This is a genomic window from Aeromicrobium sp. (genome assembly GCF_032084975.1).
Taxonomy (GTDB): Bacteria; Actinomycetota; Actinomycetes; order Propionibacteriales; family Nocardioidaceae; genus Aeromicrobium.
This window is the reverse complement of sequence record NZ_DAMDLR010000023.1, coordinates 1-26,914: the sequence shown is the minus strand read 5'-3', so window position 1 is coordinate 26,914 and position 26,914 is coordinate 1. Positions and strand designations below refer to the sequence as shown.

Here is a 26,914-nt window from a genome sequence, read left to right as displayed (position 1 = left end):
AGCGTACCGACCCCGGGCCAGTCGCGAGCGGTGAAGCCCGCGGCGTCACCGGGCGGACGACAGGCGGGATCGAGCCCCTAAAATGGCCGCATGAAGGCCTTCTGGACGTACACGCTCGCTCGGCTCGGTGTCTTCGTGGTCACGTGGGCGGTGCTGTGGGGCGCTTCCCGCCTGGTCTTCGAGGGCACGTCCGTGGTCGACCTGTGGGTACTGCTCGTCGCGCTCCTGGTCTCGGGCGTCATCTCCGTCTTCGCCCTGGGGCGCCTGCGCGATCGGGTCGCGCTCAGCCTGCAGGACCGCGCGCGGTCCCTGAACGACCGGATCGAGGAGTCGCGGCGTGCCGAAGACGTCGATTGACGATCGCGACTGGCTGGCCGAGGCGGTCCGCCGGGTCGAGGCAGACGCGAACCGCAGCGCGGACACCCACCTGCACGCCCTCGAGCTGCCGTTCCCGGGCGTCGACATCTACCTCAAGGACGAGTCCGTCCACCCCACGGGCAGCCTCAAGCACCGGCTGGCGCGCTCGCTGTTCCTGTACGCGCTGTGCAACGGCTGGATCCACCAGGGATCCACGATCGTCGAGGCGTCCAGTGGCTCGACCGCCGTGTCCGAGGCCTACTTCGCGCGGTTGCTGGGCCTGCCGTTCGTCGCGGTGATGCCCCGCAGCACGAGCGCGGAGAAGATCGCGCTGATCCAGTGGTACGGCGGTCGCTGTCACTTCGTGGACGAGCCGCGCCGGATGTACTCCGAGGCGCAGCGCCTGGCCGACGAGTGCGACGGCCACTACATGGACCAGTTCACCTTCGCCGAGCGCGCCACGGACTGGCGTGGCAACAACAACATCGCCGAGTCGATCTTCGCCCAGCTGTCCGCCGAGCGGCACCCCGTGCCCGCGTGGGTCGTCGTCAGCGCCGGCACGGGCGGCACGTCGGCCACGATCGGCCGCTTCGTCCGCTACCGGCGCTTCGCCACGCGCGTGCTGGTGGCCGACCCGGAAGGCTCGGCGTTCCTGGACGGCTGGGACCAGGACAGCTCCGACGTCACGACCGAGCACGCGCCCCGGATCGAGGGCATCGGCCGGCCGCGCGTCGAGCCGTCCTTCGTGGGCGGCGTGGTCGACGACATGGTGCGGGTCCCCGACGCCGCGTCCATCGCGGCGATGCGCTGGACGTCGGACCTCATCGGGCGACCGGTCGGCGGCTCGACGGGCACGAACATGTGGGCGGTCCTCGCGCTGGCGGCGCAGATGGTCGAGCGCGGCGAGACCGGCTCGATCGTGACGCTCCTGTGCGACGGTGGCGACCGCTACGCGCACACCTACTTCGACGACCGCTGGGTGGCCGAGCACGACCTCGACCCGACGCCGTACCTGGCGCGGCTGGCCGACTTCACGCGGACGGGGACGTTCACACCGTCGCGATGACGAACGCTGCCGTCAGGCCGATGGCGTAGAGCAGCTCGGCCACGCCCGTGTCCTTCAGGACCGGGATCAGCTGGGGGCCGGCGCCGCCCCCGCGCACGACCGCGGTGGCGCGCAGCGCCGGCGGAAGACCGATCAGCGCCAGCACCGCCCACGGCGTCTGCGTGACGCACCACGCGACCACCAGCACGAACGCCACGACCATGAGCACGACGTAGAGCAGGCGCGTCCGCGCATCCCCCATGACGACTGCCAGCGTGCGCTTGCCCGTGACGGAGTCGGTGGGGATGTCGCGCAGGTTGTTGGCCACGAGGATCGCGCAGGCCAGGGAGCCGACGCCGATCGCTCCGGCGACGCTCACCCCGTTGATCCCGCCCAGCTGGGTGAAGGTCGTGCCGAGCACCGCGACGAGGCCGAAGAACACGAAGACGCTCACCTCGCCCAGGGCTCGGTAGCCGTACGGCCTGGAGCCGCCGGTGTAGCCCCACGCGGCGAGGATCGCGACGGCCCCGACCAGCACGAGCCACCAGCTGGACGTGGCTGCCAGGGCGAGTCCGAAGAGCGCGCCGAGGCCGAGGAAGGCCAACGCTGCCGCCTTGACCCTGGCCGGTGCCACGAGACCGGAGCCGACCAGCCGCAGTGGCCCGACCCGGTCCTCGTCGGTGCCCTTGATGCCGTCGGAGTAGTCGTTGGCGTAGTTGACGCCGACCTGCAGCGCCAACGAGACCCCCAGGGCCAGCAGCGCCTTCCACCAGATGGCGCCGTCGTCGAACGCGGCGGCACCGGTGCCGACCGCGACGGGAGCGATGGCGGCGGGCAGGGTGCGCAACCGCGCGCCCTCGATCCACAGGCGCAGGCCGGTCGGGTTGTCCACCCCGCGAGTCTAGGAGTGGCGCTGCGAGGCGGTGCGTCTGGTTCCCGCCGAGCCCGTCTACCGTGGACGGATGACCGCCTCGCTCGCCCCCGTCGCCGGCTCGCCCCGTGAGGTCATGGAGCTGCTGAGGCCGTGGGTGCTCGACGGTGGCGATCCCCTCGTCATGCGGACCTCGGGCAGCACGGGCGAGCCGAAGTCGATCCGCCTGTCCCACGCGGCGGTGCTGGCTTCGGCGCACGCCGCCCTCGCGCGCCTCGGCGGGCCGGCCCAGTGGCTGTCGGCCCTGCCCGCGACGGGAGTCGGCGGCCTGCAGGTGCTGGTGCGGTCGATCGTGGCGGGCACCGAGCCGGTCTTCCTCGACGACCATCCCGACCTCGCGTCGGCCGTCACCGCGATGACGTCGCCGCGGCGGTACGCCTCGCTCGTGCCGACGCAGCTCTTCCGGCTGGTGGAGGCAGGGCGGGCCGACGTGCTGGCGTCGCTCGATGCCGTGCTGCTCGGGGGAGCGGCCGCGCCGCGAGCAGTCCTCCGGCGCGCGGCCGACGCGGGCGTCCACATCGTGCGGACGTACGGGATGACCGAGACGTGCGGCGGATGCGTCTACGACGGTGTGCCCCTCGACGGCGTGCGGGTGCGGATCGAGGACGACGGGCGGGTGGCCATCTCGGGAGCCGTGCTGGCCGACGGGATGGGGGACTGGCTGGTCACGAACGACCTGGGCCGGATCGACGGCGGCACCCTGAGCGTCCTCGGCCGGGCCGACCAGGTGGCCGTCAGCGGCGGTGTGAACGTCCCGCTCGCCGCGGTCGAGTCGACGCTGCGCGACGAGCCCGGCGTCCTCGACCTGGTGGTCGTGGCCCAGCCCGACCCGGAGTGGGGTGAGCGAGTAGTGGCCTTCGTGGTCGGTGACCTCGACCGCGAGGGCGCTGCCGCCGCGATCGAGGCGGCGGGCCATCCGCGCGCGTGGACCCCGCGCGCCGTCCACGTCCTCGAGGCTCTGCCGCTGCTGCCCAACGGCAAGCCGGACCGCGTCGCGCTGGCGGGTGGAAGTTTCCCCGGTTAAGTGGGTTTCCTGTCACTTCTCGAGGATCGCAACACTCGAGAAGTGCGAGAGAACCTACTTAACCGGGGAAACCGTCACTGCGAGCCGAGCGCGTCGGCGACGGGGGTGTCGCCGCCGATGACCTCGATCGTGCGACCGATGGTGGAGTCGTCGGCGAGCACGGCGGCTAGGACCGCGGCGACGTCGGCGCGGGGGATCTCGCCGTAGCCGGTGTCCTCGGCCGCCTTGACCCGGCCGGTCCCGTCCTCGTCGGTGAGGGCGCCGGGCCGGATGATCGTCCAGTCGAGCGAGCTCGCGCGCAGGGCCTCGTCAGCTTCCCGCTTGGCCTTCACGTAGGCGACCCACGACTCACCCGCGTCGGGGTCGGGGTCCTCGTCGATGCCCATGGCGGAGACCTGGACGAAACGGCGGATGCCCAGCTGCTGCGCGGCCTCGATCGACTTCAGCGAGCCCTCGAGGTCGACGGTGCGCTTGCGCTCGACGTTGCCGTCCGCGCCGCCGCCCGCCGCGAACACGACGGCGTCGCAGTCGGTGAACGCGGTCGCGAAGTCGTCGACCGATGCCGCCTCGATGTCGAGGGGCCGGGTGGCCGCGCCGGGCAGGTCCGCCGCCTGGTCGGGGTCACGGATCAGCGCGACCGGCAGGTCGCCGCGTTCGGTGAGCAGGGGAATGAGGAGTCGGGCGACCTTTCCGTGGCCGCCGACGATGGCGATGTCGGACATGCGTCCACCGTAGGCACGATCCCTGAGCCCCGCTCGTCTCGTGCGTCACGAGACAGGAGGAAGTGGAACGTGTGCCGCAGACCATGGATACTCTCGTGGCGTGGACTTCCGCACGTATTCGATTCCCATGCGCACGCGCTTCCGCGGTCTGGAGAATCGTCAAGGGATGCTGGCCGAGGGGCCGGCGGGCTGGGCTGAGTTCAGCCCGTTCCCGGAGTACGACCACGTCGCGTCCCTGCCGTGGCTGCAGGCCGCGATGGAGGCGGCCACCAAGCCGTGGCCCGAGCCGGTGCGCGACCGCGTCCCGATCAACGGCATCGTGCCGGCCGTCGGTGGCGGCGCCGACGCGGTCCGCATCGCCGCCGAGAGCGGCTGCGCCACGATCAAGCTCAAGGTCGCCGAAGCGGGCGAGACGCTCGAGCACGACGTCGAGCGCGTCGCCGCGATCCGCGACGCCCTGCCGCACGTCCTGATCCGCATCGACGCGAACGGCGCCTGGAGCGTCAAGGACGCGATCAAGGCGATCAAGAAGCTCGACCAGGTCGCCGGTGGACTCGAGTACGTCGAGCAGCCGTGCGCGACGGTCGAGGACCTCGCCCTCGTCCGCCGCAAGGTCGACGTGCCCATCGCGGCGGACGAGTCGATCCGGCGGGCTGCCGACCCGTTTCGCGTCCGCGACCTCGACGCCGCCGACATCGCGATCCTCAAGGTCCAGCCCCTCGGTGGCGTCCGCGCGTGCCTGCGCATCGCCGAGCAGATCGGCATGCCGGTCACCGTCTCCAGCGCGGTCGAGACCTCGATCGGGCTCGCCGCCAGCGTCGCACTCGCCGCCGCGCTGCCCGAGCTGCAGTACGCGTGCGGCATCGGCACGGCCCACCTGCTCACCGCCGACGTCGTCGTGCACCCGCTCAAGCCCGTGGGTGGCTGCCTGCCGGTCACCCGGCCCGAGCTCGACGAGCAGGCCTACGCCAAGGTCGCCGCGTCCGACGAGGTCGACGAGCGCTGGCAGGCGCGCCTGAAGCACGTCCAGGAGAGCTTGTGAACGACGCCGGGGGGCACCATGAGTGAGCCGTTGCGAGCCGTCGACATCGCCCGACGGCTCGTGACGGCGCTGCTCGCCCAGGAGGTCACCGAGGCCGTCCTGTCGCCCGGCTCCCGGTCGGGCCCGATCGCGCTGGCCCTGCACGCGGCCGACGAGCAGGGGCTCATCCGCCTGCACGTGCGCGTCGACGAGCGCGAGGCCGGGTTCCTCGCGCTCGGCCTGGCGAAGGCGTCCGGCCGCCTCACCCCCGTCGTCACCACCTCGGGCACGGCGGTCGCGAACCTGCATCCCGCGCTGCTCGAGGCGCTGCACTCCGACATCCCGGTGCTCGCCGTCACGGCCGACCGGCCGGCGCGACTGCGGGGCACGGGCGCCAACCAGACGACGGTGCAGCCGGGCATCTTCCCCGGGATCGTGCAGACCGACCGGATCACCGGGCTGGCCGGGGCGGTCCGCGAGGGGACCGGTCCGATCCACCTGAACATCGAGCTCGACGAGCCGCTCGTCGAGTCGACCGTGTGGGACTTCCCGCAGAACTCCTGGTCGATGAGCAAGCCGGCCGCGGGTCGCTTCCACACCGTCGAGGGCGGCTCTCGCACGATCGTGGTGGCCGGCGACGGGGCCGACCCGGCGCTCGCGGCCGTCGCGAACCAGGCGGGCTGGCCGATCATCGCCGAGCCGTCGTCCGGCCTGCGTGGTGCGCCGACGTCCGTGGCGTGTGGCCGGGTCGTGCTCGCCAGCCGGATGATCGAGCGCATCGACCGCATCGTCTCGGCCGGGCATCCGACACTCTCGCGCCCGGTCACGAACCTGCTCACGCGCACGAACCTGCCGATCATCCACGTCGGCGACGCCTCGACCTTCCCGGGCGTCCCGGGCGCCAACGTCACGCTCGCCGACCACCTCGCGGTGCGTGGCGGCACGCCGGACCAGGACTGGGTCCGCAGCTGGATCCAGGCCGGCGACCGCATCCAGAACGCCCTGCTCGACGCCGAGCAGCTGACGATCGCGAAGGACGTCTGGGAAGCGGCGGGCCGAGGCCTGCTCGTGCTCGGCTCCTCCAACACCATCCGCGACGTCGACCTGGTCGCCCCGGTGCGCCAGCCCGGTCCGCGAGTCCTGGCCAACCGCGGACTGGCGGGCATCGACGGCACCGTGTCGACCGCGATCGGCGCGGCGCTGGGCCACTACGGCCGAGCGATCGCGCTGATGGGCGACCTGACCTTCCTGCACGGCGCGAACGGCCTGCTGATCGGCCCGATCGAGCCGCGCCCCGACCTGTCGATCGTCGTGCTCAACGACGACGGCGGCGGCATCTTCCACACCCTCGAGCAGGGTGCGCCCGAGTACTCCAACGCGTTCGAGCGGGTGTTCGGCACGCCCACCCGCACGGCGATCGACGCGCTGTGCGCCGCCCACGGCGTGCGCCACCGGCTCGTCGAGGTCGACCAGCTGAGCGCCTACCTGTCGCGGTCGCCCGTCGGCATCGAGGTGCTCGAGGTGCGGGTCCAGCGTGCGGGGCGGCGTGCACTGCAATCGGTTGTCTCGGGACTCGCCGCCGTCTAGTGTGTGGCCAGCGTCACAGGGGCGCGCGGGCAGGAGTTCACATGGCCGACGAGGCGTTCGACTACATCGTCATCGGGGGCGGGAGCGCGGGCGGTGTGTTGGCGGCCCGGCTGACCGAGGATCGTGACCGGAAGGTCCTGCTGCTCGAGGCGGGTGCACCCGACGACGACGAGATGATCAAGATCCCGGCCGGCTTCAGCCAGCTGTTCAAGACGCGCTGGGACTGGAATTACGAGACCAGCGCGCAGAAGCACCTCGGGGGCCGCCGCGCCTACTGGCCGCGGGGCAAGACCCTGGGCGGCAGCTCCTCGATCAACGCGATGATCTACATCCGCGGCAATGCCGCCGACTACGACGAGTGGCGCGACGCGTACGGGGCGATGGGGTGGGGGTACGACGACGTCCTGCCGTACTTCATCAAGTCGGAGGCCAACCGCAGACTGGGCGGCCCGTACCACGGCACACAGGGTCCGCTCCTGGTCGAGGACCGCCGGTTCACCCACGAGCTGACCGAGGCCTTCGTCGAGTCGGCCGTCGCCGCGGGACTCAAGCGCAACGACGACTTCAACGGCGCCCAGCAGGAGGGCGCGGGCATCTACCAGGTCACGAACCGCCGAGGAGAGCGCTGGTCCGTGGCCGACGCCTACATCCGCCCGGCGATGCAGCGACCCAACCTGACCGTGCGCACGGACTCGCTGGTCACCCGGATCCTGATCAAGGATGGACGCGCCACGGGCGTCGCCTACCGCCGCCACGGCCAGGAGCACATCGCGCGCGCCGGGGCCGAGGTCCTGCTGTCCGGCGGATCGATCAACAGCCCTCAGCTGCTCATGCTCTCGGGCGTCGGACCGGGCGCGCACCTGCGCGAGGTCGGCATCGACGTCCTGGTCGACTCGCCCGGCGTGGGCCAGAACCTGCAGGACCACCCGGTCGCGGGCACCCTCGTCTACACGCGCAACACGACCGACCTGGCGGACGCCGTCACGGTCAAGAACATGCTGCGCTGGCAGGCCACCCGCACGGGCCCCCTGGTCTCCAACATCGGTGAGGGCGGCGCCTTCTACACGTCGCGCGACGACCTCGACCTGCCGGACATCCAGATCCACGCGGCACCCAGCGGGTTCTACGACAACGGGCTGCACGAGCCCGTGCGCCGCTCCGTCACGATCGCGCCCACGCTCGTGAACGTGCAGAGCCGCGGCCAGATCCGGCTGCGCTCGACCGATCCCACGTGGCACCCCGAGATCGATCCCGCGTACTTCGACGACCGGGCCGACCTCGACGCGATGCTCGGCGGCTACCGCCGCATGCTGGACATGATCTGGCAGGGCCCGCTCGCGCGGCTCCTCGACGAGCCGTGGGAGCCCGCGGTCCGCAACCCCACCGACGACCAGATCCTCGACGTGATCTCGCGCCTGGGCCAGACGCTCTACCACCCCACCTCGACGTGTGCCATGGGTACCGTGGAGGGCAGCGTCGTCGATCCCGAGCTGAGGGTCCACGGGGTCGAGGGGCTGCGCGTGGTCGATGCCTCCGTCATGCCGCGGGTTCCGCGCGGCAACACCAACGCGCCCACCATCATGATCGCCGAGAAGGCCGCCGATCTCATCCGAGGAGCCTGACATGACCGCCACGATCGAACCCGACGTCCAGTCGCCCGAGGGCCCCCAGCCGTCGTTCGACTCGATCAACCCCGCGACGGGCGACGTCGTGGGCACGCACCCCATCGACGACAAGGCCCAGGTCGACGCCGCGGTCGCCGCCGCGCGCGAGGCCTCGCGCTGGTGGCAGGAGCTGGGCTTCGACGGCCGCAAGGAGTACCTGCTGCAGTGGCGCAGCGTCCTGACGCGCCGGCTGCAGCAGCTCGCGGACCTGATGCACCGCGAGGGCGGCAAGCCGCACGGTGACGCGATGCTCGAGGCCGGCCTGGCGATCGATCACATCGCGTGGGCCGCCAAGCACGCCGGCAAGATCCTGGGCCGCCAGAAGGTGGGCCCGGGCCTGCTCATGTCCAACCAGGCGGCCTATGTCGAGTACCACCCGCTCGGCGTCGTCGGCGTCATCGGTCCGTGGAACTACCCGGTCTTCACGCCGGTCGGCTCGATCGCCTACTCGCTCGCGGCCGGCAACACCGTCGTGTTCAAGCCCAGCGAGTACACGCCGGGGGTCGGGCGCTTCCTGGTCGACACGTTCACCGAGGTCGTCCACGGCCGTCCCGTCCTCAACCTCGTGACGGGCCTGGGCGAGACCGGCAACCACCTGTGCACGGCCGAGGTCGACAAGATCGCGTTCACCGGCTCGTCCGCGACCGGCAAGAAGGTCATGGCCGCGTGCGCCGAGCGGCTCACTCCCGTCGTGATCGAGGCCGGCGGCAAGGACTCGTTGATCGTCGACGAGGACGCCGACCTGAAGGACGCGGCCGAGGCGGCGCTGTGGGCGGGCATGTCGAACGCGGGCCAGACCTGCATCGGCACCGAGCGCGTCTACGTGCACGAGCGCGTCTTCGACCCGTTCATGGCCGAGCTGCTCAAGCAGGCCGAGGGCATCCGTCCCGGGTACGACGACGGCGGCGTCTACGGGCCCTCGACGATGCCCAAGCAGCTGCCGATCATCCGCAGCCACATCGAGGACGCGATCGCCAAGGGCGGCAAGGCCGTGCTCGGCGGCCTCGACTCGGTGGGCGACCAGTACGTGCAGCCCACGATCATCACGCACGTGCCCGAGGACTCCCTCGCGGTGACCGAGGAGACGTTCGGTCCCACGCTGGTCGTCAACCCGGTCAGGGACATGGAGGAGGCGGTCGAGCTGACCAACGCCACGAAGTACGGCCTGGCGGGCGCCTTCTTCGGCAAGAAGAACGCCATGTCCGTGGCCAGCCGGGTCCGGTCGGGCATGACCTCGATCAACTCGGTCATCTCGTTCGCGGCGATCCCCGGCCTGCCCTTCGGTGGCGTCGGCGACTCCGGCTTCGGCCGCATCCACGGTCCGGACGGACTGCGCGAGTTCACCTATTCCAAGGCGATCACGCGCCAGCGGATGAAGGCCCCGCTGATGCTGCAGTCGCTGAAGCGCGACGGCACGACCGAGAGCCGGTTCCAGCAGCTTCTCACGGTGATGCACGGCGGATCGGCCACGCTGCCGAAGCTGCCCAAACGCAGGTAGTCAGCCGCAGGACAGGCCACGGGCCCGGCGAGGGATCACCTCGCTGGGCCCGTGGCGTCTGGCTCACTTCCGGACGCGAAAGCTCTTCTTCGCGACCGGTCCGAAGCCCTTGGCGTTCTTGGCCTGGACGCGGACGGTGTTGATGCCGTTGCGCAGCTGCGAGCGCTTCAGCACGAGCGAGCGCCGGTTGGGGCCGAGGTTGCGCACCACCAGCGTGCGGTTGCCCTTCCGCACGACGAGCCGGTAGGACTTGATCCCCGCACCGCCGTTGGACTTCGGCGCCACCCAGCGCACCTTGCGGTTCTTCGCACGAGCCGCACCACCGACCTTCAGCGCCCGCACCTTGCCGGGCTTCTTGGCGGTGGCCGGCTTCGAGAAGAGGCTGCCGAAGACCGAGTACGAAGCGCCCAGGTAGTCGGCGACGGCGAACGCACCCGAGTTCAGGACCGCGATGCCGGTCGGCCAGCCGAACCCGGTGGCGGGGCCGCCGAGCACTTTCAGGGGCGCCGCAGCGCCGTCGGCGTTGGGTGCGAACACCCGCACCGTCCCCGGGATCAGGCTCGTGACGTGCACCCGCCCGTTGGCGTCGGTGTCGATGCCGTTGATCTCGGTCGCAGGCACCGCCCCCGTCACGACCTGCAACGGTGTCGCCACGCCGTCCGCCGAGGTCGAGTAGGCGCGCAGCTGCGTCGCGCTGGTCGTCCAGACCTTCGAGCCGGAGACGGCGATCGACATGCCGGCGCCGAGGCCGCCGACGGTTCGCTCGGTCGGCGCCGGCGTGCCCGTGGCGGACGGTGCGTAGACGTGGTAGGCCGTGTTCTTCCGGACGTAGATCTCGCCACCGCTGACGTCGATGCCGTAGGCCGCGCCGGGACCCGTGCCGAACGACTTGATCGGGGCGACGTTCCCGTTGGCGCCGGGCGCGAACACCCGGACCGTGCCGTCGGACTGGGCGACGTACAGGAAGCCGTTGCCGTCGAGTGCGACGTCACGGGGAGTCGACAGCATGGTCGCGGCGCCACTGATGCGCCGCAGCGGGGACGAGGGGCCCGAGGCGTTCTTCGCGTGGACGACGATCGCGTTGTTGTTCTGCGAGGCGACGTAGATGTTGCCGGCCGCGTCGTCCTCGAGGCCGACGGGTCCGGACAGTTCTCCCTTGACGGTGCGCTGGGGACTGACGTCGACGTTGTCGGCCGCCGCCGGGCTGGCCGACACGAGGCCCGCGACCAGGACGGCCGTCGTCCCGAGGGCGAGTGATCGGGTGAGGGTGGTGCTGGGGGATTTCATGGGATTCTCCAATCCGTGCGGGAGCCTTGAGTGCCCCACGCCGGTGGTGAGCCGGGTCGCGTCCGGTTTGAGACGCGGGCGTAATCTCGTCCGGTGACCTACCAGCGTTATGTGGCCTTGGGAGACTCCTTCACCGAGGGCGTCGGCGACGACGATCCGAGCCTGCCCAACGGGGTCCGTGGCTGGGCCGACCGCTTCGCGGCGGCTCTCGACCGCTCCCAGGGCGGTGGCCTGACGTACGCGAACCTCGCGATCCGCGGACGCAAGCTGGGACCGATCGTCGCGGAGCAGGTCGAGCCCGCGCTCGCGCTCGAGCCGGATCTCGTCACGATCTACGCCGGCGCGAACGACATCATGCGGCCGAAGGTCGACCTCGACGCGATCCTGGCCGAGTACGACCGCGTGATCGGGCGGCTCGTCGCCTCGGGCGCCCGGGTCGTGACGTTCACACCCGCCGACCCCGGGGGCGCGCGGATCTACTCGCTCGTGCGGGCGCGCTTCGAGCGCTACAGCCTGGCCGTGCGCGAGATCGCCGCCCGTCACGGCGCGACGCTCGTCGACTACTGGCACATCACCGACTACCGCGACCCCCGCCTGTGGGACACCGACCGGATGCACATGTCGCCGGCCGGTCACCAGCGCATGGCGATCGCCGTGCTCGACGCGCTGGGCGTGCAGCACGACCTCGAGCCACTCGTCCTGGCCGACCCGGCGCCGATGACGTTCGTCGAGAAGGTCCGTGCGCAGGTCCAGTGGGCCGTCGAGTACCTCGGCCCGTGGATCAAGCGCCGCGTGACGGGCCGCTCGAGCGGCGATGGGCTGGACCCGCGCTACCGCGAGCTGACGACGCTGGGGAGCTCACGCACGTAGCTCCTTCTCGAGGGGAGTCCAGCGGCGGCCACGCGCCTTGACGACGGCCCCGCCCAGGAGCTTCTCGACGTGGTCCGCCCGGGCCTCGATCGCCTCGAGGGCCGCCCGGCCGACGTCCGCGAGCACCCGGACGGCGACCGTGCCATCGTCTCGGATCGCCCAGCCGCCCACGATGCGCCCGTCGTGCCAGATCGTCGGACCGGCGTTTCCGGTGGTGTCGAAGAGACGGTCGCCGTGGAGGCCGAGGTACCAGTCGCGGTGCTTCCAGCCCATCGTCGTCGGGTCGAGCGCCGGCAGGAGTGCCACCCACGGCGCGGGCTCGGGGGTCGGCTCGAGGTCGTCCGCCAGGACCAGGCCGGCGCCCGGCTCGAGCTCGACCTCGACGGTGGCGAGCGGGGCGAGCGCCGCGGCCGTGTGTCCTTTGGTCCAGCCGGTCCACCACTGGAGGTCCTCGGCACGCGCCGGGCCGAACCGCGCGAGCCACCGTCGCGCGACGGCCGTTCGTGCCTCGGCGGCGTCGGGCAGGTCGGCCGAGTCGGGCAACCAGCGCCGCATCGACGACCACCGGAACCGGGTGGAGGTCCAGCTTCCTTCGGGGCGGGTCCGCACGGCACTGCCCTCGACCGACATCACCGTGAGCAACCGGCTGGCGATCGACTGGCGCGTGGCGTACTTCGTGCCGGCGCCGATCTCGATCCGCGTCGCGAGCAGTGGGTCGATGGCCTGGAGCTCGGCGCTGCTGAAGTCCTCGAGTCGCTCGAAGGCCGCCAGCGCAGCGGCGTGGGCCGCGGCCAGCCACGCATCCGCGTCCTCGATCCCCGAGGCGGCCACCATGGCGAGCAGCTTGCGGTACTCGGGCCCGGCGACGGAGTGCTGGACGGTCGCCAGGAAGTCGGCTGCCTCGTCGGACGGCACCGCGAACACCGTGCGGCGCATGGCCAGGACCCGCACGATCGACCGCTCGGCGTAGAGCGCGTCCTCGACCGCCTCGATGCTGGGGTGCTCGAGCCGGGCGAGTGCGCTGAGCACCATCGAGGCGGGATCGGTGCTGTGCAGCGCGACGAGCGAGCGGGTGACCTCCTCCGTCGTGGGCACGGGCACCGCCAGCGCGTGCCGGACCCCGAGCCTGCGTCGTCGCTCCTCCACGTCCATGCGCATGTGCCGACGCTAGCGACCGGCACGGACGGAACCCGTGTCGGTCGCCATGGCGGAGCACGTCGGTGCCGTCCGCCATGATGGGCGCATGGCTGACGAGACGATGGTCGACCCGGCGATGCTGGGGGAGGTCGAGTGATCGACCGGACGAAGGTGATCAGGTACGTCACCCCGTTGCGCGAGGGCGGCAGCCTGCCCGGCGTGGTGGAGGCCGACGACCTGGGCACGTACGTCTGCAAGTTCTCCGGAGCCGGCCAAGGCGTGCGCGTCCTGGTCGCCGAGGTCATCGTGAGCGGCCTCGCCACGCGACTGGGGCTGCGCACGCCGCGCCTCGTGGCCCTCGAGCTCGACCGCGACATCGCCCGCTACGAGGCCGACGAGGAGGTGCAGGACCTGCTGGTCGCCAGCATCGGGCTCAACCTCGGGGTCGACTTCCTGCCCGGGTCCTTCGGGTTCGACGGTGACGTCGCAGCCGGCGCCACCGACCACGGCATGATCCTGTGGCTCGACGCCTTCACCGCGAACGTGGACCGCAGCTGGCGCAACCCGAACCTGCTGGTGTGGCACGGCGACGTCTGGGTCATCGACCACGGAGCGTCGCTCTACTTCCACCACGCGTGGAGCAACGCGGTCACCGATCCCGCCCGCTTCGCGGTCCAGCCCTGGGACCCCTCCGACCACGTGCTCCGCCCGCACCTCGCCCAGGTGGCGGACGCGGACGCCCGGGCGCGCCGGGTCCTCACGCGAGGGGTCTTCGAGGAGGTCGTGGCCGAGGTTCCCGACGAGTGGCTGGCCTCGACGCCCGACACGACGCCACAGGCCCTGCGCGAGGCGTACGTCGACTTCCTCGACGCACGGTTGGGCAGTACGACGTGGCTCCCGGAGGTGGACGCATGAGTGCCCTGGCCTACCAGTACGTCGTCCTGCGATGCGTGCCTCGACCCGACCGCGAGGAGTTCGTCAATGTCGGCGTCCTCCTCTACTGCCAGGAGGCCGAGTTCCTGGCCGTCGAGTGGGACGTCGACCGTCAGCGGCTCGCGGCGTTCGCGCCGGGTCTGGACCTGGACCGCGTCTGTGCCGCGCTGGAGTTCGTGAGTGGCGTGTGCGCCGGTGACGAGCGCGGCGGCACGGCCTCGACCCGCTCGCTGACCCAGCGGTTTGGCTTCCTCAAGGCGCCCAAGTCGACCGTCGTCCAGCCCGGACCGGTCCACGGCGGAGTCGCCGAGGACCCCGCGGCGGCGCTGGCGCGGCTGAGGTCGCAGCTCGTGGGCTGAGTCCGCGAGAAGGCGGACGCGCCCTCAGCGCAGGGCGTCGCGAACCGGGATGAGCTTGGCGTCGGCCTCGGCCAGCTCGTCGGCGGGGGAGGAGTCCGCCACGATGCCGCAGCCGGCGTACATGCGCGCCGTGCGGCCGTCGGCGCACAGCTGGGCCGACCGCAGGCCGATGCCCCACTCGCCGTCGCCCGAGGCGCCGATCCAACCGACCGGGCCGGCGTAGCGCCCACGGTCGAGGTCCTCGATCTCGGCGATGAGGCGGACGGCCTCGGCGGTCGGCGTGCCTCCGACGGCGGCGGACGGGTGCAGCGAGGCGACGAGTGACAGGACGCCGGCGTCCTCGCTCAGCACGCCCGTCACGTCCGTGGCCAGGTGCATCACGTTGGGCAGGTGCAGCACGAACGGCGATTCGGGCACGTTCATGCCGGTGCAGTGCGGAGCCAGCGCGTCGGCCACCGACCGCACCGCGTACTCGTGCTCCTCGAGGTCCTTGCTGGAGCGCGCGAGCGACGCGGCGAGTCCCAGGTCGCGTGCGTCGTCACCGGTCCGGCGGATCGTGCCGGCCAGCACGCGCGAGGTGACCAGTCCGCCCTGCAGGCGCACGAGCATCTCGGGGGTGGACCCGAAGAAGCCGTCGACGTGGAAGGTCCAGCAGCTGGGATAGCCCGCGGCGAGCCGGCCCAGCGGGGAGCGGACGTCCAGGGGCGCGTCGAACTCGGCCTCGACCGAGCGGGCCAGGACGACCTTGTCGAGGTCGCCGGACTGGATCCGCCGCACGGCGCGGTCGACGGTGTCCGACCAGGTCGAGCGGCGGGTGGCGTCGTCGACGAAGCGGGAGCCGGCGGGCGACTCGGGCGTGGACGGGGACAGGGCGGGGGAGGGGCTCAGTGATCGACCAATCGTGGTGACCCAGCTGCGGCCGTCGCGGCGTCCCACCACGACCTCGGGCACGACGAGCGTCGAGCCGGGGGCGTCGGCGAACGTGAAGCTGCCGAAGGCGACCAGGCCGCTACCCGGCAGGCCCGGCTCGTCGCGCACGACGGCCGAGTCGACGATCCCGGCCCACCAGTCGTCGGCGCCGTCGAACCGGTCGCCGCCGTCGGGGTTGAACGTCGCGGCGCGACCCCAGCCGACGAGTCCGTCGCCGCCGTGGACCCACGCAACGGCGTCGGGTGTGGCGGGCAGCAGCGCCAGCAGGTCGCCCGGATCGGGGATCTCGCGGGAGCGAACGACGAGGGGTTCGGCCTGCCCATCGGTCGCCAGCGTGCTCACCCGATCCACCTTACTGGGCGGTCATCAAGGGGCTGGGCGGGCTGTCGGTTTCCCCGGTTAAGTAGGAAAGCTGGCACTTCTCGAGGGTTGCGATCCTCGAGAAGTGCCAGGAAACCCACTTAACCGGGGAAACTGCCAGACCACGCGAGCCCCGTGTCGGAGGTGCCGTGAGAAGGTGGCCAGATGAGAGCAGGGCTGGACAAGGACCCCCGTGACGTCGCGCGGATGTTCGACACGGTGGCCGAGCGGTACGACCTGACGAACGACATCCTCTCGATGGGCCAGGACCGCCGTTGGCGCACGAAGGTCGTCGAGACGATCGCTCCGCAGCGTGGCGAGCGCATCCTCGACCTCGCGGCCGGCACGGGCACGTCGAGCGCGCCGTTCGCCGACGCGGGCGCCTTCGTCGTCCCGTGCGACTTCTCGATCGGGATGCTCGAGGTCGGCAAGCGCCAGTTCCCGGGGCTGAGCTTCACCGCGGGCGACGGCATGCACCTGCCGTTCGCGGACGGGGTCTTCGACGCCGTCACGATCTCGTTCGGGCTGCGCAACATCCACGATCCGCTCCAGGGCCTGCGCGAACTGCTCCGCGTGACCCGCCCAGGAGGCAGGATCGTCGTGTGCGAGTTCTCGACCCCGACGTGGAAGCCGTTCGAGACCGTCTACTCCAACTACCTGATGCGCGCGCTGCCGTCGATCGCGCGCCGCACGTCGTCCAACCCCGAGTCGTACGTGTACCTCGCCGAGTCGATCCGCTCGTGGCCCGATCAGCGTGGGCTGGCCGTGCGGATGACCGAGGCCGGCTGGGGCCCCGTCTCGTGGCACAACCTCACCGGCGGGATCGTGGCGCTGCACAGCGCCGAACGCCCCGCCTGACGGCTCGTTTCTCGGCGGTCCCGGCCGCGCCGACACTTAGTGTGCCCTTACTCACACAGTTCCCCGTGGGGGTTTTAGAGTGATGTCAGTTGTGCGTGTGAAGATCTTCACAAAGTTCTCTCGAGGGTGGCTGGAGGTGCCGTGAACGAGTACATCCCGATTCTGGTGCTGGGTGGGCTGGCGTTCGCGTTCGCACTGTTCAGCGTCGGCATCGCGCCCTTCACGGGACCATCGCGCTACAACCGCGCCAAGCTCGACCGCTACGAGTCGGGCATCGAGCCCAGCCCGCTGCCCGAGGGCGGCGGCAAGGTGACGATCAAGTACTTCTTCACGGCGATGATGTTCATCGTCTTCGACATCGAGATCGTGTTCCTGCTCCCGTTCGCCGTCGCTTTCGACGAGCTCAGCTGGTTCGCGTTCTTCGCGGTCATGCTCTTCCTGCTCAACATCACGATCGCGTACGTCTATGAGTGGCGGCGCGGGGGAATGGACTGGACCTGATGGGCCTCGAGGAAAAACTCCCCAGTGGCGTCCTGCTCTCGACGGTCGAGGGCTTGGCCGGCTACTTCCGCAAGGCGTCGTTCTGGCCGGCCACGTTCGGCCTCGCCTGCTGCGCCATCGAGATGATGACGTTCGGCGCACCGCGCTACGACTCGGGTCGCTTCGGCATGGAGGTCTTCCGGCCTTCCCCGCGCCAGGCCGACCTGATGATCGTCGCCGGTCGTGTGAGCCAAAAGATGGCTCCCGTCCTGCGCCAGATCTACGACCAGATGCCCGGTCCCAAGTGGGTGCTCGCGATGGGCGTGTGCGCCAGCTCGGGTGGCATGTTCAACAACTACGCGATCGTCCAGGGCGTCGACCACGTCGTGCCGGTCGACATGTACCTGCCGGGCTGCCCGCCGCGTCCCGAGATGCTGATCGACGCGATCTTCAAGCTGCGCGACCAGATCCAGCACACGCAGCTGGGTGCCGATCGCAACGCCGAGATCAAGGAGCAGGAGGCGGCCGCACTGGCCGCCCTGCCCACCGCCGCACAGACGGGACTCCTGCGATGAGCGAGCGCCAGCGAGCGAACGATTCGATGCCCCGAATCGCGGCATCGTCCTACGGTTCTTTTTTCAAGGCGGTGCCGCGATGAGCGACGAGACCCAGGACGGCTCGCACGAGACGCGGGTGGACCTGCTCAAGGGCGACGCCACCGAGCTCGAGGTCGTCGAGGTCCGCGAGGGCTCCTTCGGCGTGCACGGCACGGGTGACACCAGCGGCTTCGGCGGCCTGCGCCGCCCGGTCGTCATGCCCGGAGCCAGCACAGCTCCGTACGGCGGCTGGTTCGACGAAGTCGCCGAGCGGCTCGCCGCGGGCGAGGGCCTGGCCGACGCGATCGAGAAGGTCGTCGTCCATCGCGGCGAGATCACGTTCTTCATCCGCCGCGAGCTGCTGCTGCAGGCGGCACGGCACCTGCGTGACGACGCCGGCCTGCGCTTCGAGTTCTTCAGCGGCGTCAGCGGCGTGCACTACCCCGGCGACGCCGGCCGCGAGCTGCACGCCGTCTACCACCTGCTGTCGATGACGCACAACCGCCGGATCCGCCTCGAGGTCACGTGTCCCGACACCGACCCGCACGTTCCCAGCGTCGTCAGCGTCTACCCGACGGCCGACTGGCACGAGCGCGAGACGTGGGACATGTTCGGCCTGGTCTTCGACGGCCACCCGCACCTCACGCGCATCCTGATGCCCGACGACTGGGCCGGCCACCCCCAGCGCAAGGACCACCCGCTGGGCGGCGTCGACGTCGAGTTCAAGGGCGGATTCATCCCCGCGCCTGACAACCGCCGGAGCTACTCATGATGCGCACGACAACGACCCAAGCGATCGTCAGGGACACTCTGCCTTCTGGCTCGCTCCGCTCGCGGGGAAGGAGCTACTCCTGATGGTGACCACCGACCCGTATGCAGGCACCTCCGAGTCGACCTCGGGCCAGGTCTTCAACGTCACCGGCGGCGACTGGGACACGATCCAGGCCGACTCGCTCGAGGGCGATCGCCTCGTCATCAACATGGGCCCGCAACACCCGTCCACGCACGGCGTGCTGCGCCTGATCCTCGAGATCGACGGCGAGCAGGTCCACGATGCCCGCGCCGGCATCGGCTACCTGCACACCGGCATCGAGAAGAACATGGAGTTCCGCAACTGGACCCAGGGCGTCACGTTCTGCACCCGCATGGACTACGTCGCCCCGTTCTCCAACGAGGCGGTCTACGTGGGCGCGATCGAGCGCCTGCTGGACATCGAGGACCAGATCTCCGAGCGCACGCAGGTCATCCGCGTCCTGATGCTCGAGCTCAACCGCATCTCCAGCCACCTGATCGCGATCGCGACCGGCGGCATGGAGATCGGCGCGCTGACCGTCATGACCTGCGGGTTCCGCGACCGCGAGGAGATCCTCAAGGCGTTCGAGCTCATCACGGGCCTGCGCATGAACCACGCGTACTTCCGGCCGGGCGGCCTGGCTCAGGACCTGCCCGACGGTGCCGTCGAGCAGCTGCGCGACCTGGTGGCCCTGCTGAAGAAGCGGCTCCCCGAGTACGCCGCGCTCTGCAACGCCAACCCGATCTTCAAGGGCCGGCTGCAGAAGGTCGGCCGGCTCGACCTGTCCGGCGTCATGGCGCTGGGCATCACCGGACCGATCCTGCGCTCGACCGGCATGGACTGGGACCTGCGCGTGAAGCAGCCCTACTGGGGCTACGACACGTACGACTTCGACGTCGTCACGCGCGACGAGCCCGACGCCTACGGCCGCTTCATGATCCGCCAGGACGAGATGTGGCAGTCGTTGCGCATCGTCGAGCAGTGCATCGACCGACTCGGGTCCACTGCCGGCCAGCCGGTCATGATCGAGGACAAGAAGATCGCGTGGCCGGCGCAGCTGTCGATCGGGGCCGACGGCCAGGGCAACTCGCCCGAGCACATCAAGCACATCATGGGCGAGTCCATGGAGGCGCTGATCCACCACTTCAAGCTGGTGACCGAGGGCTTCCGCGTCCCGTCGGGCCAGGCGTACTTCGCGATCGAGTCGCCCAAGGGCGAGATCGCGTGCCACCTGGTCTCCGACGGCGGCACGCGCCCCTACCGCGCGCACTTCCGTGACCCGTCCTTCGTGAACCTGCAGGGCGTCTCGGCGATGAGCGAGGGCGGCATGCTCTCGGACGTCATCGTCGCGGTCGCCTCCATCGACCCGGTCATGGGTGGAGTGGATCGCTGATGCCTGCTGATGACACGAACGTCGACCATGGTCGCCGTTCAAGAACCATGGTTGCTGCGAGTGGTGACGGGAGTGGTCGATCGTGACCGAGCAAATCTCTGAGGGGCTTTCCGAGACGACGATCGCCGAGCTGCACGAGCTGGCGGGGCGATACCCGCAGTCGCGCAGTGCGCTGCTGCCGATGCTGCACCTCGTGCAGTCCGAGCAGGGGCGCGTCACGGCCGAGGGGATCGAGGTCTGCGGGCGCATCCTGGGCCTCACCGAGGCCGAGGTGAGCGCCGTCGCGACCTTCTACACGATGTACAAGCGCCGCCCGATGGGCAAGCACCACGTCGGCGTCTGCACGAACACCCTGTGCGCCGTCATGGGCGGCGACGAGATCTTCGAGCGGCTCAGCGGCCACCTGGACGTCGGCAACGACGAGACCAGCGAGGACGGACAGGTCACCCTCGAGCGGGTCGAGTGCAACGCCGCCTGCGACTTCGCGCCGGTGATGATGGTCAACTGGGAGTTCTTCGACAACCAGACGCCCGAATCGGCCATCGAGGTCGTGGACCAGCTCCGCGCCGGCGAGACCGTGCAGTCCACCCGCGGCGCGACGATCACGTCCTGGCGCGAGGCCGAGCGGGTCATCGGCGGCTTCGAGGACGGCCTCGTCGACGAGGGTCCCGCGGCGGCCGGAGCGTCGCTGGCCGGTCTCGAGATCGCCAACGAGCGTGGCTGGAAGGCGCCCCCGCTGGACGCGTCCGGCCCCGAGGCCGGGCGCGAGTCCGAGGGACAGGCGGCGGCCGAGGCCGACACCCGCCGGGCCGAGTCCGAGACCGTGATCGAGCAGTCCCCCACGGACGTGCGCAGCGAGGAGACGGAGGCCACCGATGACTGACGTGCTCACCCCGGTCCTCACGGCCAACTGGGCCGACGACCGCGCCTGGACGCTCGACGCCTACACGGCGCGCGGCGGCTACCGCGGGCTCGACAAGGCGCTCACGATGGATCCCGACGCGATCATCGAGGAGGTCAAGGACGCCGGCCTGCGCGGTCGCGGCGGCGCCGGCTTCCCCACGGGCATGAAGTGGGGATTCATCCCGCAGGACAACCCGAACCCGAAGTACCTCGTGGTCAACGCCGACGAGTCCGAGCCGGGCACCTGCAAGGACATCCCGCTCATGATGGCCAACCCGCACGTGCTGGTCGAGGGCGTCATCATCGCGTCGCGCGCCATCCGCGCGCACACCGCGTTCATCTACGTCCGCGGCGAGGTCCTGCACGTCATCCGCCGCCTGCGCGCAGCCGTGCGCGAGGCGTACGAGGCGGGCCACCTGGGCCGCGACATCCACGGCAGCGGCTACGACCTCGACCTGGTCGTCCACGCCGGAGCCGGCGCGTACATCTGCGGCGAGGAGACGGCGCTGCTCGACTCCCTCGAGGGTCGCCGCGGGCAGCCGCGGCTGCGACCGCCGTTCCCGGCCGTCGCGGGCCTGTACGCCTCGCCCACCGTCGTCAACAACGTCGAGTCGGTCGCGTCCGTCCCGGGCATCATCGCCGGTGGCGCGGACTGGTTCGCCTCGATGGGCACCGAGAAGTCCAAGGGCCACGGCATCTTCAGCCTCTCGGGCCACGTCGCCCGGCCGGGCCAGTACGAGACCCCGCTCGGCATCACGCTGCGAGAGCTGCTCGACCTGGGCGGCGGCATGCGTCCCGGCTCCGAGCTCAAGTTCTGGACCCCGGGCGGCTCGTCCACCCCGCTGCTCACCGCCGAGCACCTCGACGTGCCCCTGGACTTCGAGGGCGTCAGCGGCGTCGGCTCCATGCTGGGCACGCGCGCCCTGCAGATCTTCGACCAGACCACGTCGGTCGTGCGCTGCGTCCTGCGCTGGACCGAGTTCTACAAGCACGAGTCCTGCGGCAAGTGCACCCCGTGCCGAGAGGGCACGTGGTGGCTCGCCCAGACGCTGCGCCGCCTCGACGCGGGACAGGGCCAGCCCGGTGACATCGAGCTGCTGCTCGACCTGTGCGACAACATCCTGGGCCGTGCCTTCTGCGCCCTCGGCGACGGTGCCACCAGCCCCATCACGTCGGCCATCCAGTACTTCCGCGAGGAGTTCGAGGCGGGCATGACCACGCCGAGCAGCGAGATGTTCCCGCCCTCGGCGTCCACCCTGTTCGCGAAGGAGGGTGCCCGATGACGGTCACCGAGCCGAACGCCACCGACACGACGCCCGTCGAGCTCGTCACCCTGACGATCGACGACGTCGAGGTCAGCGTGCCCAAGGGCACGTTGGTGATCCGCGCCGCCGAGCTGATCGGCACTGACATCCCGCGCTTCTGCGACCACCCGTTGCTGGCCCCGGTGGGCGCCTGCCGCCAGTGCCTCGTCGAGGTCCCGGACGCCGGCAACGGACGCCCGATGCCCAAGCCGCAGGCCTCGTGCACGCTCGAGGTCGGCGCCGGCATGGTCGTGAAGACGCAGGTCACGTCGCCGGTCGCCGAGAAGGCCCAGGAGGGCATCCTCGAGTTCCTGCTGGCCAACCACCCGCTCGACTGCCCCGTCTGCGACAAGGGCGGCGAGTGCCCGCTGCAGAACCAGGCCCTCTCGCACGGCGCGGCCGAGTCGCGTTTCATCGAGACGAAGCGCCTGTTCCCCAAGCCGGTCCCGCTGTCCTCGGAGGTGCTGCTCGATCGCGAGCGGTGCGTCCTGTGCCAGCGCTGCACTCGCTTCCAGTCCGAGATCGCCGGCGATCCGTTCATCGCGCTGCTCGAGCGCGGCGCCTCCCAGCAGATCGGCATCGCCGAGAACGCGCCGTTCGGCTCGTACTTCAGCGGCAACACGATCCAGATCTGCCCGGTGGGCGCGCTCACGAGCGCCGAGTACCGGTTCCGCTCGCGTCCGTTCGACCTGATCAGCGTCCCCTCGATCACCGAGCACGACGCGTCGGGCGCGGCGATCCGCGTCGACCACCGCCGCGGCAAGGTCATGCGCCGCCTCGCCGGCGACGACCCCGAGGTCAACGAGGAGTGGATCACCGACAAGGACCGCTTCGCGTTCACGTGGTCGCGTCAGGAGGACCGCCTCACGGTCCCCATGGTGCGCAACCCGCAGACCGGTGAGCTCGAGCCCACGTCGTGGCCCGGCGCGCTCGCCGTCGCGGCGCGCGGCCTGGCCGCCGCCGCGGGCAAGGCCGTCCTGACCGGCGGTCGACTCACGGTCGAGGACGCCTACGCCTACGCGAAGTTCGCCCGGATCGCGCTCGGCACGAACAACATCGACTTCCGCGCCCGCGCCACCTCCCAGGAGGAGACGGAGTTCCTCGCGGCCAAGGTCGCCGGCACGCCGGTCGACGTCAGCTTCGCGGACCTCGAGCGCGCGGCCTCGGTCGTGCTCGTGGGCCTCGAGCCCGAGGACGAGGCCGGCACGCTCTTCCTGCGCCTGCGCAAGGCCAGCCGTCAGGGGGTGCAGCTCATGGCGATCGGCACCCACACGACGCGAGGCCTCACCAAGATGAACGGCACCCTGGTGCCCACGGTTCCCGGTCAGGAGGCCGCGGCGCTCGCCGAGCTGGAGCTCGGGCCGAACACGGTGATCCTCGCCGGCGAGCGCCTCGCCACGGTCCCGGGCGCCCTGTCCGCGGTCGCGGCCAAGGCCACCGAGTCCGGAGCCCGGTGGGCCTGGGTGCCGCGTCGCGCGGGCGACCGCAGCGCGCTCGATGCCGGTTGCCTGCCCTCGCTTCTGCCCGGCGGCCGTCCGGTGGCCTCGGCCGAGGCCAGGGCCGACGTCGCGGCGGCGTGGGGGGTCTCCAGCCTGCCCGACACCGCCGGTCTCGACACGGACGCGATCATCGCGGCGGCCGCCAGCGGCGAGCTCGGTGCCCTCGTGGTCGGCGGCGTCGACCTCGACGACCTGGCCGATCCGGCCGCTGCGCGCGATGCGCTGCGCTCGGTCGACTTCCTGGTCAGCCTCGAGGTGCGCGAGTCGGCCGTCACGGCGATGGCCGACGTGGTCCTGCCCGTGGCGCCCCCGGTCGAGAAGGCCGGCACCTTCATCAACTGGGAGGGTCGCCTGCGTCCCTTCGACAAGGTCCTGTTCGAGTCGCCGGCGCTGACCGACGTGCGCGTCCTGGCCGGCATCGCCGAGGAGCTCGGCCGCCCGATCGACGTCCGCACCACCGACGAGGCCCGCGCGGAGTGGCACGACCTGGGTCCGTGGGACGGCAAGCGGACCTCGTTCCGCCCCCGCAAGCCGGTCGCGGCGAAGGCCGTCGCCCAGGAGGTCGTCCTCGACACCTGGAAGCTGCTCGTCGACGACGGCCGGCTGCAGGACGGCGCCGAGGCCTACCGACTCACCGCGCGCGAGCCCGTCCTGCGCGCCAGCGAGGCGACGCTGACCGCCTTCGGCGTCCAGCCGGGGCACCGCGCCACGCTCACCGGCCCCTCGGGCTCGGCGAGCTTCGTGGCCGAGGCGGCGTTCATGCCCGACGGCGTCGTCTGGGCCCCCACGAACTCCGGCGTCCACCTGGGTGCCGCGCTCGGCGTCGGCTTCGGTGCCCGGGTGAGTCTGTCGGGAGGGGAGGCCTGATGAGTCTCGACGAGCTGTTCGGCAACGATCCCGGGTGGGTGGTCGCCGTCAAGGCACTGCTGATCTTCGTCTTCCTGGTGCTCTACACGCTGTTCAACATCTGGTTCGAGCGCCGTGTCGTGGCCCGGATGCAGCACCGCATCGGTCCCAACGTCAACGGACCGTTCGGCCTGCTGCAGAGCCTCGCCGACGGCGTGAAGCTGGGCCTCAAGGAGGAGATCTTCCCCAAGGCCGCCGACAAGATCGTCTACTACGTCGCGCCGATCATCGCGGTGGTCCCGGCGTTCCTGGCGTGGGCGGTCATCCCGTTCGGCCCCGTCGTCAACTTCTTCGGCCACGAGACGCCGCTGCAGCTGACCGACCTGCCCGTCGCGGTTCTCTACATCCTCGCGGTGACGTCGATCGGCGTGTACGGCCTCGTGTTGGCGGGCTGGTCCTCCGGCTCGATCTACGCCCTGCTCGGCGGCCTGCGCTCCAGCGCCCAGGTGATCAGCTACGAGGTCGCCATGGGCCTGTCGCTCATCGCGGTCTTCATCTACGCCGGCTCGATGTCCACGTCCGAGATCGTCGCGGCGCAGGAGGACGTCTGGTTCTTCATCCCGCTGTTGCCGTCGTTCATCATCTACGTCATCGCGATGGTCGGCGAGACCAACCGTGCGCCGTTCGACCTCCCCGAGGCCGAGGGCGAGCTGGTCGGCGGCTTCCACACCGAGTACTCGTCGTTCAAGTTCGCGATGTTCTTCCTGGCCGAGTACATCAACATGGTCACCGTCTCGGCGCTGGCCACCACGATGTTCCTCGGCGGCTGGCGCGCTCCCTTCGGGATCGCGCAGGTCTGGGAGGGCGCGAACGAGGGCTACTGGCCCGTCCTGTGGTTCTTCGGCAAGACGCTCGCGTTCATCTTCCTGTTCGTCTGGCTCCGCGGCACGCTGCCGCGCATGCGCTACGACCAGTTCATGCACTTTGGCTGGAAGTGGCTGATCCCGGTCGCGCTGGGGTGGATCGTCGCCCTGGCGTTCATCCGCAAGGCGCAGCTCGAGGGGATGCTCGACCAGACGGCGATGATCGTCGCCGCGGGCATCGCGGGCATCTTCCTGATCGTCACCTTCCTGCTGCCCACGAAGGACGACGAGGACGAGATCGAGCCCGACGAGCCCCTGGAGTTCGACGCGTTCGCCGGCGGCTACCCGGTCCCGCCGCTGCCGTCGCAGCGCGAGGCCGCGGCCGCCACCACCACGACCACCACCTCGCAGCCCACGGATGGGGGAGAGCGATGAGCACGATCAAGGAGACCCTCTGGGACCCGATCGCCGGATTCGGCGTGACGTTCCGGACGATGTTCCGCAAGCCGGTCACCGAGAAGTACCCGTTCGAGAAGCTGCCCACGGCTCCGCGCTTCCACGGCCGGCACCAGCTCAACCGCTGGCCCGACGGCCTCGAGAAGTGCGTCGGCTGCGAGCTGTGCGCGTGGGCCTGCCCGGCCGACGCGATCTACGTCGAGGGTGCCAGCAACACCGAGGACGAGCGCTTCAGTCCCGGCGAGCGCTACGGACGCGTCTACCAGATCAACTACCTGCGCTGCATCCTGTGCGGCCTGTGCATCGAGGCGTGCCCGACGCGCGCGCTCACGATGACCAACGAGTACGAGCTGGCCGACGACAACCGCGCCGACCTGATCTACGAGAAGTCCGACCTGCTGGCGCCGCTGCTGCCCGGCATGGTCGAGCCGCCGCACGAGCAGATGATCAGCGACGACCACCATGACTACTACCGCGGCAAGTCGCTGCCGATCGTCGAGACCACGAGCGGCCCGGAGGCGACAGCGTGACCGCCTTCTGGATCCTCGCTCCCATCATGGTGGTGGCGGCGATGGGGCTCATCCTCGCCCGCAAGGCGGTGCACGCGGCCCTCAGCCTCGTCGTCGTGATGATCTGCCTCGCGATGCTGTACGCGGCGCAGGGTGCTCCGTTCCTGTTCGCGGTGCAGATCATCGTCTACACCGGCGCGATCATGATGCTGTTCCTTTTCGTCGTGATGATGGTCGGTGTCGAGACGTCCGAGTCCATCGTCGAGACGATCAAGGGCCAGCGCGTCGCCGCCGCGATCGTGGGCCTGCTTTTCGCCTGCGTGCTGGCCCTGGCGGTCGCGCAGTCGGTCTCGACCGCGGTCGTCGGCCTCGGCGCGGCCAATGAGAACGGCAACATCCACGGCCTGGCCGAGCTGCTGTTCACCGAGTACGTCCTGGCCTTCGAGTTCACCGCCGCCCTGATGATCGTCGCGGTCCTGGGCGCCATGGTGCTGGCGCACCGCGAGCGGCTCGTCGACCTGCCGACGCAGGCCGACCTGCAGGCGCGCCGCATGCAGGACTACGCCGAGTCCGGCCGCCACCCGGGCAACGCCCCGACGCCCGGCGTCTTCGCGCGCCACAACGCCGTCGACGTCCCTGCCCTGCTGCCCGACGGCACGCCGTTGCCCGCCTCGGTCCCCGGAGCCGTC

General features: G+C 70.8%; 26 protein-coding genes. 21 read left to right on the top strand and 5 right to left on the bottom strand.

The window, feature by feature from the left end; translation table 11 throughout:
• Positions 1-90: 90 nt before the first annotated feature.
• Together RT323_RS08015 and RT323_RS08010 are read left to right on the top strand one after the other, a co-directional pair.
• The gene (locus tag RT323_RS08015) at positions 91-357 is read left to right on the top strand and encodes a DUF4229 domain-containing protein (RefSeq protein ID WP_313406821.1); all 267 of its coding nucleotides are present in this window, start codon (positions 91-93) and stop codon (positions 355-357) included.
• Positions 338-1,423, top strand: coding sequence for a PLP-dependent cysteine synthase family protein (locus RT323_RS08010; RefSeq protein ID WP_313406818.1), 1,086 nt, complete (start codon positions 338-340; stop codon positions 1,421-1,423). The genes RT323_RS08015 and RT323_RS08010 overlap by 20 nt, the downstream gene beginning before the upstream one ends.
• Here the strand turns inward: RT323_RS08010 and RT323_RS08005 are convergent.
• Entirely contained in the window at positions 1,407-2,294 is an 888-nt protein-coding gene (locus tag RT323_RS08005; RefSeq protein WP_313406816.1) for a 1,4-dihydroxy-2-naphthoate polyprenyltransferase, read from the bottom strand. The two genes, RT323_RS08010 and RT323_RS08005, sit on opposite strands and share 17 nt — an antisense overlap.
• Positions 2,295-2,364: 70 nt before the next feature.
• On the opposite strand from RT323_RS08005, the gene RT323_RS08000 reads away from it, so the two are divergent.
• Positions 2,365-3,357: an AMP-binding protein gene (locus RT323_RS08000; RefSeq protein ID WP_313406813.1), complete on the top strand. Its 993-nt coding sequence runs from the start codon at positions 2,365-2,367 to the stop codon at positions 3,355-3,357.
• A 74-nt stretch (positions 3,358-3,431) separates the two neighbouring features.
• On the opposite strand, the gene RT323_RS07995 is transcribed toward RT323_RS08000, so the two are convergent.
• Positions 3,432-4,079 carry an SDR family oxidoreductase gene (locus RT323_RS07995; protein WP_313406811.1) on the bottom strand — a complete coding sequence of 216 codons (648 nt, stop codon included), beginning with the start codon at positions 4,077-4,079 and terminating at the stop codon, positions 3,432-3,434.
• Between the two features lie 100 nt (positions 4,080-4,179).
• Here RT323_RS07995 and RT323_RS07990 point away from each other — a divergent pair, with 100 nt between their 5' ends.
• Genes RT323_RS07990 through RT323_RS07975 form a run of 4 tightly spaced genes read left to right on the top strand, consistent with a single transcriptional unit; the run spans position 4,180 to position 9,849 of the window.
• Positions 4,180-5,121 carry an o-succinylbenzoate synthase gene (locus RT323_RS07990; RefSeq protein ID WP_313406809.1) on the top strand — a complete coding sequence of 314 codons (942 nt, stop codon included), beginning with the start codon at positions 4,180-4,182 and terminating at the stop codon, positions 5,119-5,121.
• Between the two features lie 18 nt (positions 5,122-5,139).
• Positions 5,140-6,687: a thiamine pyrophosphate-binding protein gene (gene menD, locus RT323_RS07985; RefSeq protein ID WP_313406807.1), complete on the top strand. Its 1,548-nt coding sequence runs from the start codon at positions 5,140-5,142 to the stop codon at positions 6,685-6,687.
• Between the two features lie 41 nt (positions 6,688-6,728).
• Complete coding sequence (locus RT323_RS07980; protein WP_313406804.1) at positions 6,729-8,309, top strand: GMC family oxidoreductase N-terminal domain-containing protein; 1,581 nt, start codon at positions 6,729-6,731, stop codon at positions 8,307-8,309.
• Position 8,310: 1 nt separating this feature from the next.
• A complete protein-coding gene (locus RT323_RS07975; protein ID WP_313406801.1) occupies positions 8,311-9,849 on the top strand; it encodes an aldehyde dehydrogenase family protein in 1,539 nt (512 codons plus the stop codon).
• 63 nt (positions 9,850-9,912) lie between these two features.
• Here RT323_RS07975 and RT323_RS07970 read toward each other — a convergent pair whose 3' ends face one another.
• A complete protein-coding gene (locus RT323_RS07970) occupies positions 9,913-11,136 on the bottom strand; it encodes a hypothetical protein (RefSeq protein WP_313406798.1) in 1,224 nt (407 codons plus the stop codon).
• A gap of 93 nt (positions 11,137-11,229) precedes the next feature.
• Here RT323_RS07970 and RT323_RS07965 point away from each other — a divergent pair, with 93 nt between their 5' ends.
• Positions 11,230-12,006, top strand: a complete 777-nt coding sequence (locus tag RT323_RS07965; protein ID WP_313406795.1) for an SGNH/GDSL hydrolase family protein — start codon at positions 11,230-11,232, stop codon at positions 12,004-12,006.
• Here RT323_RS07965 and RT323_RS07960 read toward each other — a convergent pair.
• Positions 11,995-13,164 (bottom strand): winged helix DNA-binding domain-containing protein, encoded by a 1,170-nt coding sequence (locus RT323_RS07960; protein ID WP_313406793.1) that lies wholly within the window; start codon positions 13,162-13,164, stop codon positions 11,995-11,997. The genes RT323_RS07965 and RT323_RS07960 overlap by 12 nt on opposite strands.
• Positions 13,165-13,296: 132 nt before the next feature.
• Here RT323_RS07960 and RT323_RS07955 point away from each other — a divergent pair, with 132 nt between their 5' ends.
• Positions 13,297-14,058 (top strand): HipA family kinase, encoded by a 762-nt coding sequence (locus RT323_RS07955; RefSeq protein WP_313406790.1) that lies wholly within the window; start codon positions 13,297-13,299, stop codon positions 14,056-14,058.
• Positions 14,055-14,435, top strand: coding sequence for a DUF3037 domain-containing protein (locus RT323_RS07950; protein ID WP_313406787.1), 381 nt, complete (start codon positions 14,055-14,057; stop codon positions 14,433-14,435). The genes RT323_RS07955 and RT323_RS07950 overlap by 4 nt, the downstream gene beginning before the upstream one ends.
• 24 nt (positions 14,436-14,459) lie before the next feature.
• Here the strand turns inward: RT323_RS07950 and RT323_RS07945 are convergent, their stop codons facing one another.
• Positions 14,460-15,707 (bottom strand): isochorismate synthase, encoded by a 1,248-nt coding sequence (locus tag RT323_RS07945; RefSeq protein ID WP_313406784.1) that lies wholly within the window; start codon positions 15,705-15,707, stop codon positions 14,460-14,462.
• Positions 15,708-15,890: 183 nt separating this feature from the next.
• Between RT323_RS07945 and RT323_RS07940 the strand changes: the two genes are divergently transcribed.
• The 11 genes from RT323_RS07940 to RT323_RS07890 all read left to right on the top strand — a co-directional run.
• Entirely contained in the window at positions 15,891-16,583 is a 693-nt protein-coding gene (locus RT323_RS07940; RefSeq protein WP_313406782.1) for a demethylmenaquinone methyltransferase, read from the top strand.
• A gap of 141 nt (positions 16,584-16,724) precedes the next feature.
• On the top strand, positions 16,725-17,084 hold the full coding sequence (locus RT323_RS07935; RefSeq protein ID WP_313406780.1) for an NADH-quinone oxidoreductase subunit A: 360 nt from the start codon (positions 16,725-16,727) through the stop codon (positions 17,082-17,084).
• Entirely contained in the window at positions 17,084-17,638 is a 555-nt protein-coding gene (locus tag RT323_RS07930) for an NADH-quinone oxidoreductase subunit B family protein (protein WP_313406777.1), read from the top strand. The genes RT323_RS07935 and RT323_RS07930 overlap by 1 nt, the downstream gene beginning before the upstream one ends.
• Positions 17,639-17,717: 79 nt before the next feature.
• Positions 17,718-18,431: an NADH-quinone oxidoreductase subunit C gene (locus RT323_RS07925; protein WP_313406774.1), complete on the top strand. Its 714-nt coding sequence runs from the start codon at positions 17,718-17,720 to the stop codon at positions 18,429-18,431.
• Between the two features lie 82 nt (positions 18,432-18,513).
• On the top strand, positions 18,514-19,845 hold the full coding sequence (locus RT323_RS07920; RefSeq protein WP_313406771.1) for an NADH-quinone oxidoreductase subunit D: 1,332 nt from the start codon (positions 18,514-18,516) through the stop codon (positions 19,843-19,845).
• 82 nt (positions 19,846-19,927) lie between these two features.
• On the top strand, positions 19,928-20,728 hold the full coding sequence (nuoE, locus tag RT323_RS07915; protein WP_313406768.1) for an NADH-quinone oxidoreductase subunit NuoE: 801 nt from the start codon (positions 19,928-19,930) through the stop codon (positions 20,726-20,728).
• The gene (nuoF, locus tag RT323_RS07910) at positions 20,721-22,031 is read left to right on the top strand and encodes an NADH-quinone oxidoreductase subunit NuoF (RefSeq protein ID WP_313406765.1); all 1,311 of its coding nucleotides are present in this window, start codon (positions 20,721-20,723) and stop codon (positions 22,029-22,031) included. The genes nuoE and nuoF overlap by 8 nt, the downstream gene beginning before the upstream one ends.
• Positions 22,028-24,418 (top strand): NADH-quinone oxidoreductase subunit G, encoded by a 2,391-nt coding sequence (locus RT323_RS07905; RefSeq protein ID WP_313406762.1) that lies wholly within the window; start codon positions 22,028-22,030, stop codon positions 24,416-24,418. Before nuoF ends, RT323_RS07905 begins: the two co-directional genes overlap by 4 nt.
• On the top strand, positions 24,418-25,695 hold the full coding sequence (nuoH, locus tag RT323_RS07900; protein WP_313406760.1) for an NADH-quinone oxidoreductase subunit NuoH: 1,278 nt from the start codon (positions 24,418-24,420) through the stop codon (positions 25,693-25,695). Before RT323_RS07905 ends, nuoH begins: the two co-directional genes overlap by 1 nt.
• Positions 25,692-26,246 carry an NADH-quinone oxidoreductase subunit NuoI gene (gene nuoI / locus RT323_RS07895; RefSeq protein ID WP_313406759.1) on the top strand — a complete coding sequence of 185 codons (555 nt, stop codon included), beginning with the start codon at positions 25,692-25,694 and terminating at the stop codon, positions 26,244-26,246. Before nuoH ends, nuoI begins: the two co-directional genes overlap by 4 nt.
• Positions 26,243-26,914 (top strand): NADH-quinone oxidoreductase subunit J (locus tag RT323_RS07890; RefSeq protein WP_396172150.1); only part of this gene is annotated, 672 nt, incomplete at its 3' end. The genes nuoI and RT323_RS07890, both read left to right, overlap by 4 nt.

Coding starts and splice junctions, on each gene's coding strand:
- RT323_RS08015 (WP_313406821.1), top strand. CDS start 91: ATGAAGGCCTTCTGGACGTACACGCTCGCTCGGCTCGGTGTCTTCGTG.
- RT323_RS08000 (WP_313406813.1), top strand. CDS start 2,365: ATGACCGCCTCGCTCGCCCCCGTCGCCGGCTCGCCCCGTGAGGTCATG.
- RT323_RS07995 (WP_313406811.1), bottom strand. CDS start 4,079: ATGTCCGACATCGCCATCGTCGGCGGCCACGGAAAGGTCGCCCGACTC.
- menD (WP_313406807.1), top strand. CDS start 5,140: ATGAGTGAGCCGTTGCGAGCCGTCGACATCGCCCGACGGCTCGTGACG.
- RT323_RS07980 (WP_313406804.1), top strand. CDS start 6,729: ATGGCCGACGAGGCGTTCGACTACATCGTCATCGGGGGCGGGAGCGCG.
- RT323_RS07975 (WP_313406801.1), top strand. CDS start 8,311: ATGACCGCCACGATCGAACCCGACGTCCAGTCGCCCGAGGGCCCCCAG.
- RT323_RS07970 (WP_313406798.1), bottom strand. CDS start 11,136: ATGAAATCCCCCAGCACCACCCTCACCCGATCACTCGCCCTCGGGACG.
- RT323_RS07960 (WP_313406793.1), bottom strand. CDS start 13,164: ATGCGCATGGACGTGGAGGAGCGACGACGCAGGCTCGGGGTCCGGCAC.
- RT323_RS07950 (WP_313406787.1), top strand. CDS start 14,055: ATGAGTGCCCTGGCCTACCAGTACGTCGTCCTGCGATGCGTGCCTCGA.
- RT323_RS07940 (WP_313406782.1), top strand. CDS start 15,891: ATGAGAGCAGGGCTGGACAAGGACCCCCGTGACGTCGCGCGGATGTTC.
- RT323_RS07930 (WP_313406777.1), top strand. CDS start 17,084: ATGGGCCTCGAGGAAAAACTCCCCAGTGGCGTCCTGCTCTCGACGGTC.
- RT323_RS07925 (WP_313406774.1), top strand. CDS start 17,718: ATGAGCGACGAGACCCAGGACGGCTCGCACGAGACGCGGGTGGACCTG.
- RT323_RS07920 (WP_313406771.1), top strand. CDS start 18,514: ATGGTGACCACCGACCCGTATGCAGGCACCTCCGAGTCGACCTCGGGC.
- nuoF (WP_313406765.1), top strand. CDS start 20,721: ATGACTGACGTGCTCACCCCGGTCCTCACGGCCAACTGGGCCGACGAC.
- RT323_RS07905 (WP_313406762.1), top strand. CDS start 22,028: ATGACGGTCACCGAGCCGAACGCCACCGACACGACGCCCGTCGAGCTC.
- nuoH (WP_313406760.1), top strand. CDS start 24,418: ATGAGTCTCGACGAGCTGTTCGGCAACGATCCCGGGTGGGTGGTCGCC.
- nuoI (WP_313406759.1), top strand. CDS start 25,692: ATGAGCACGATCAAGGAGACCCTCTGGGACCCGATCGCCGGATTCGGC.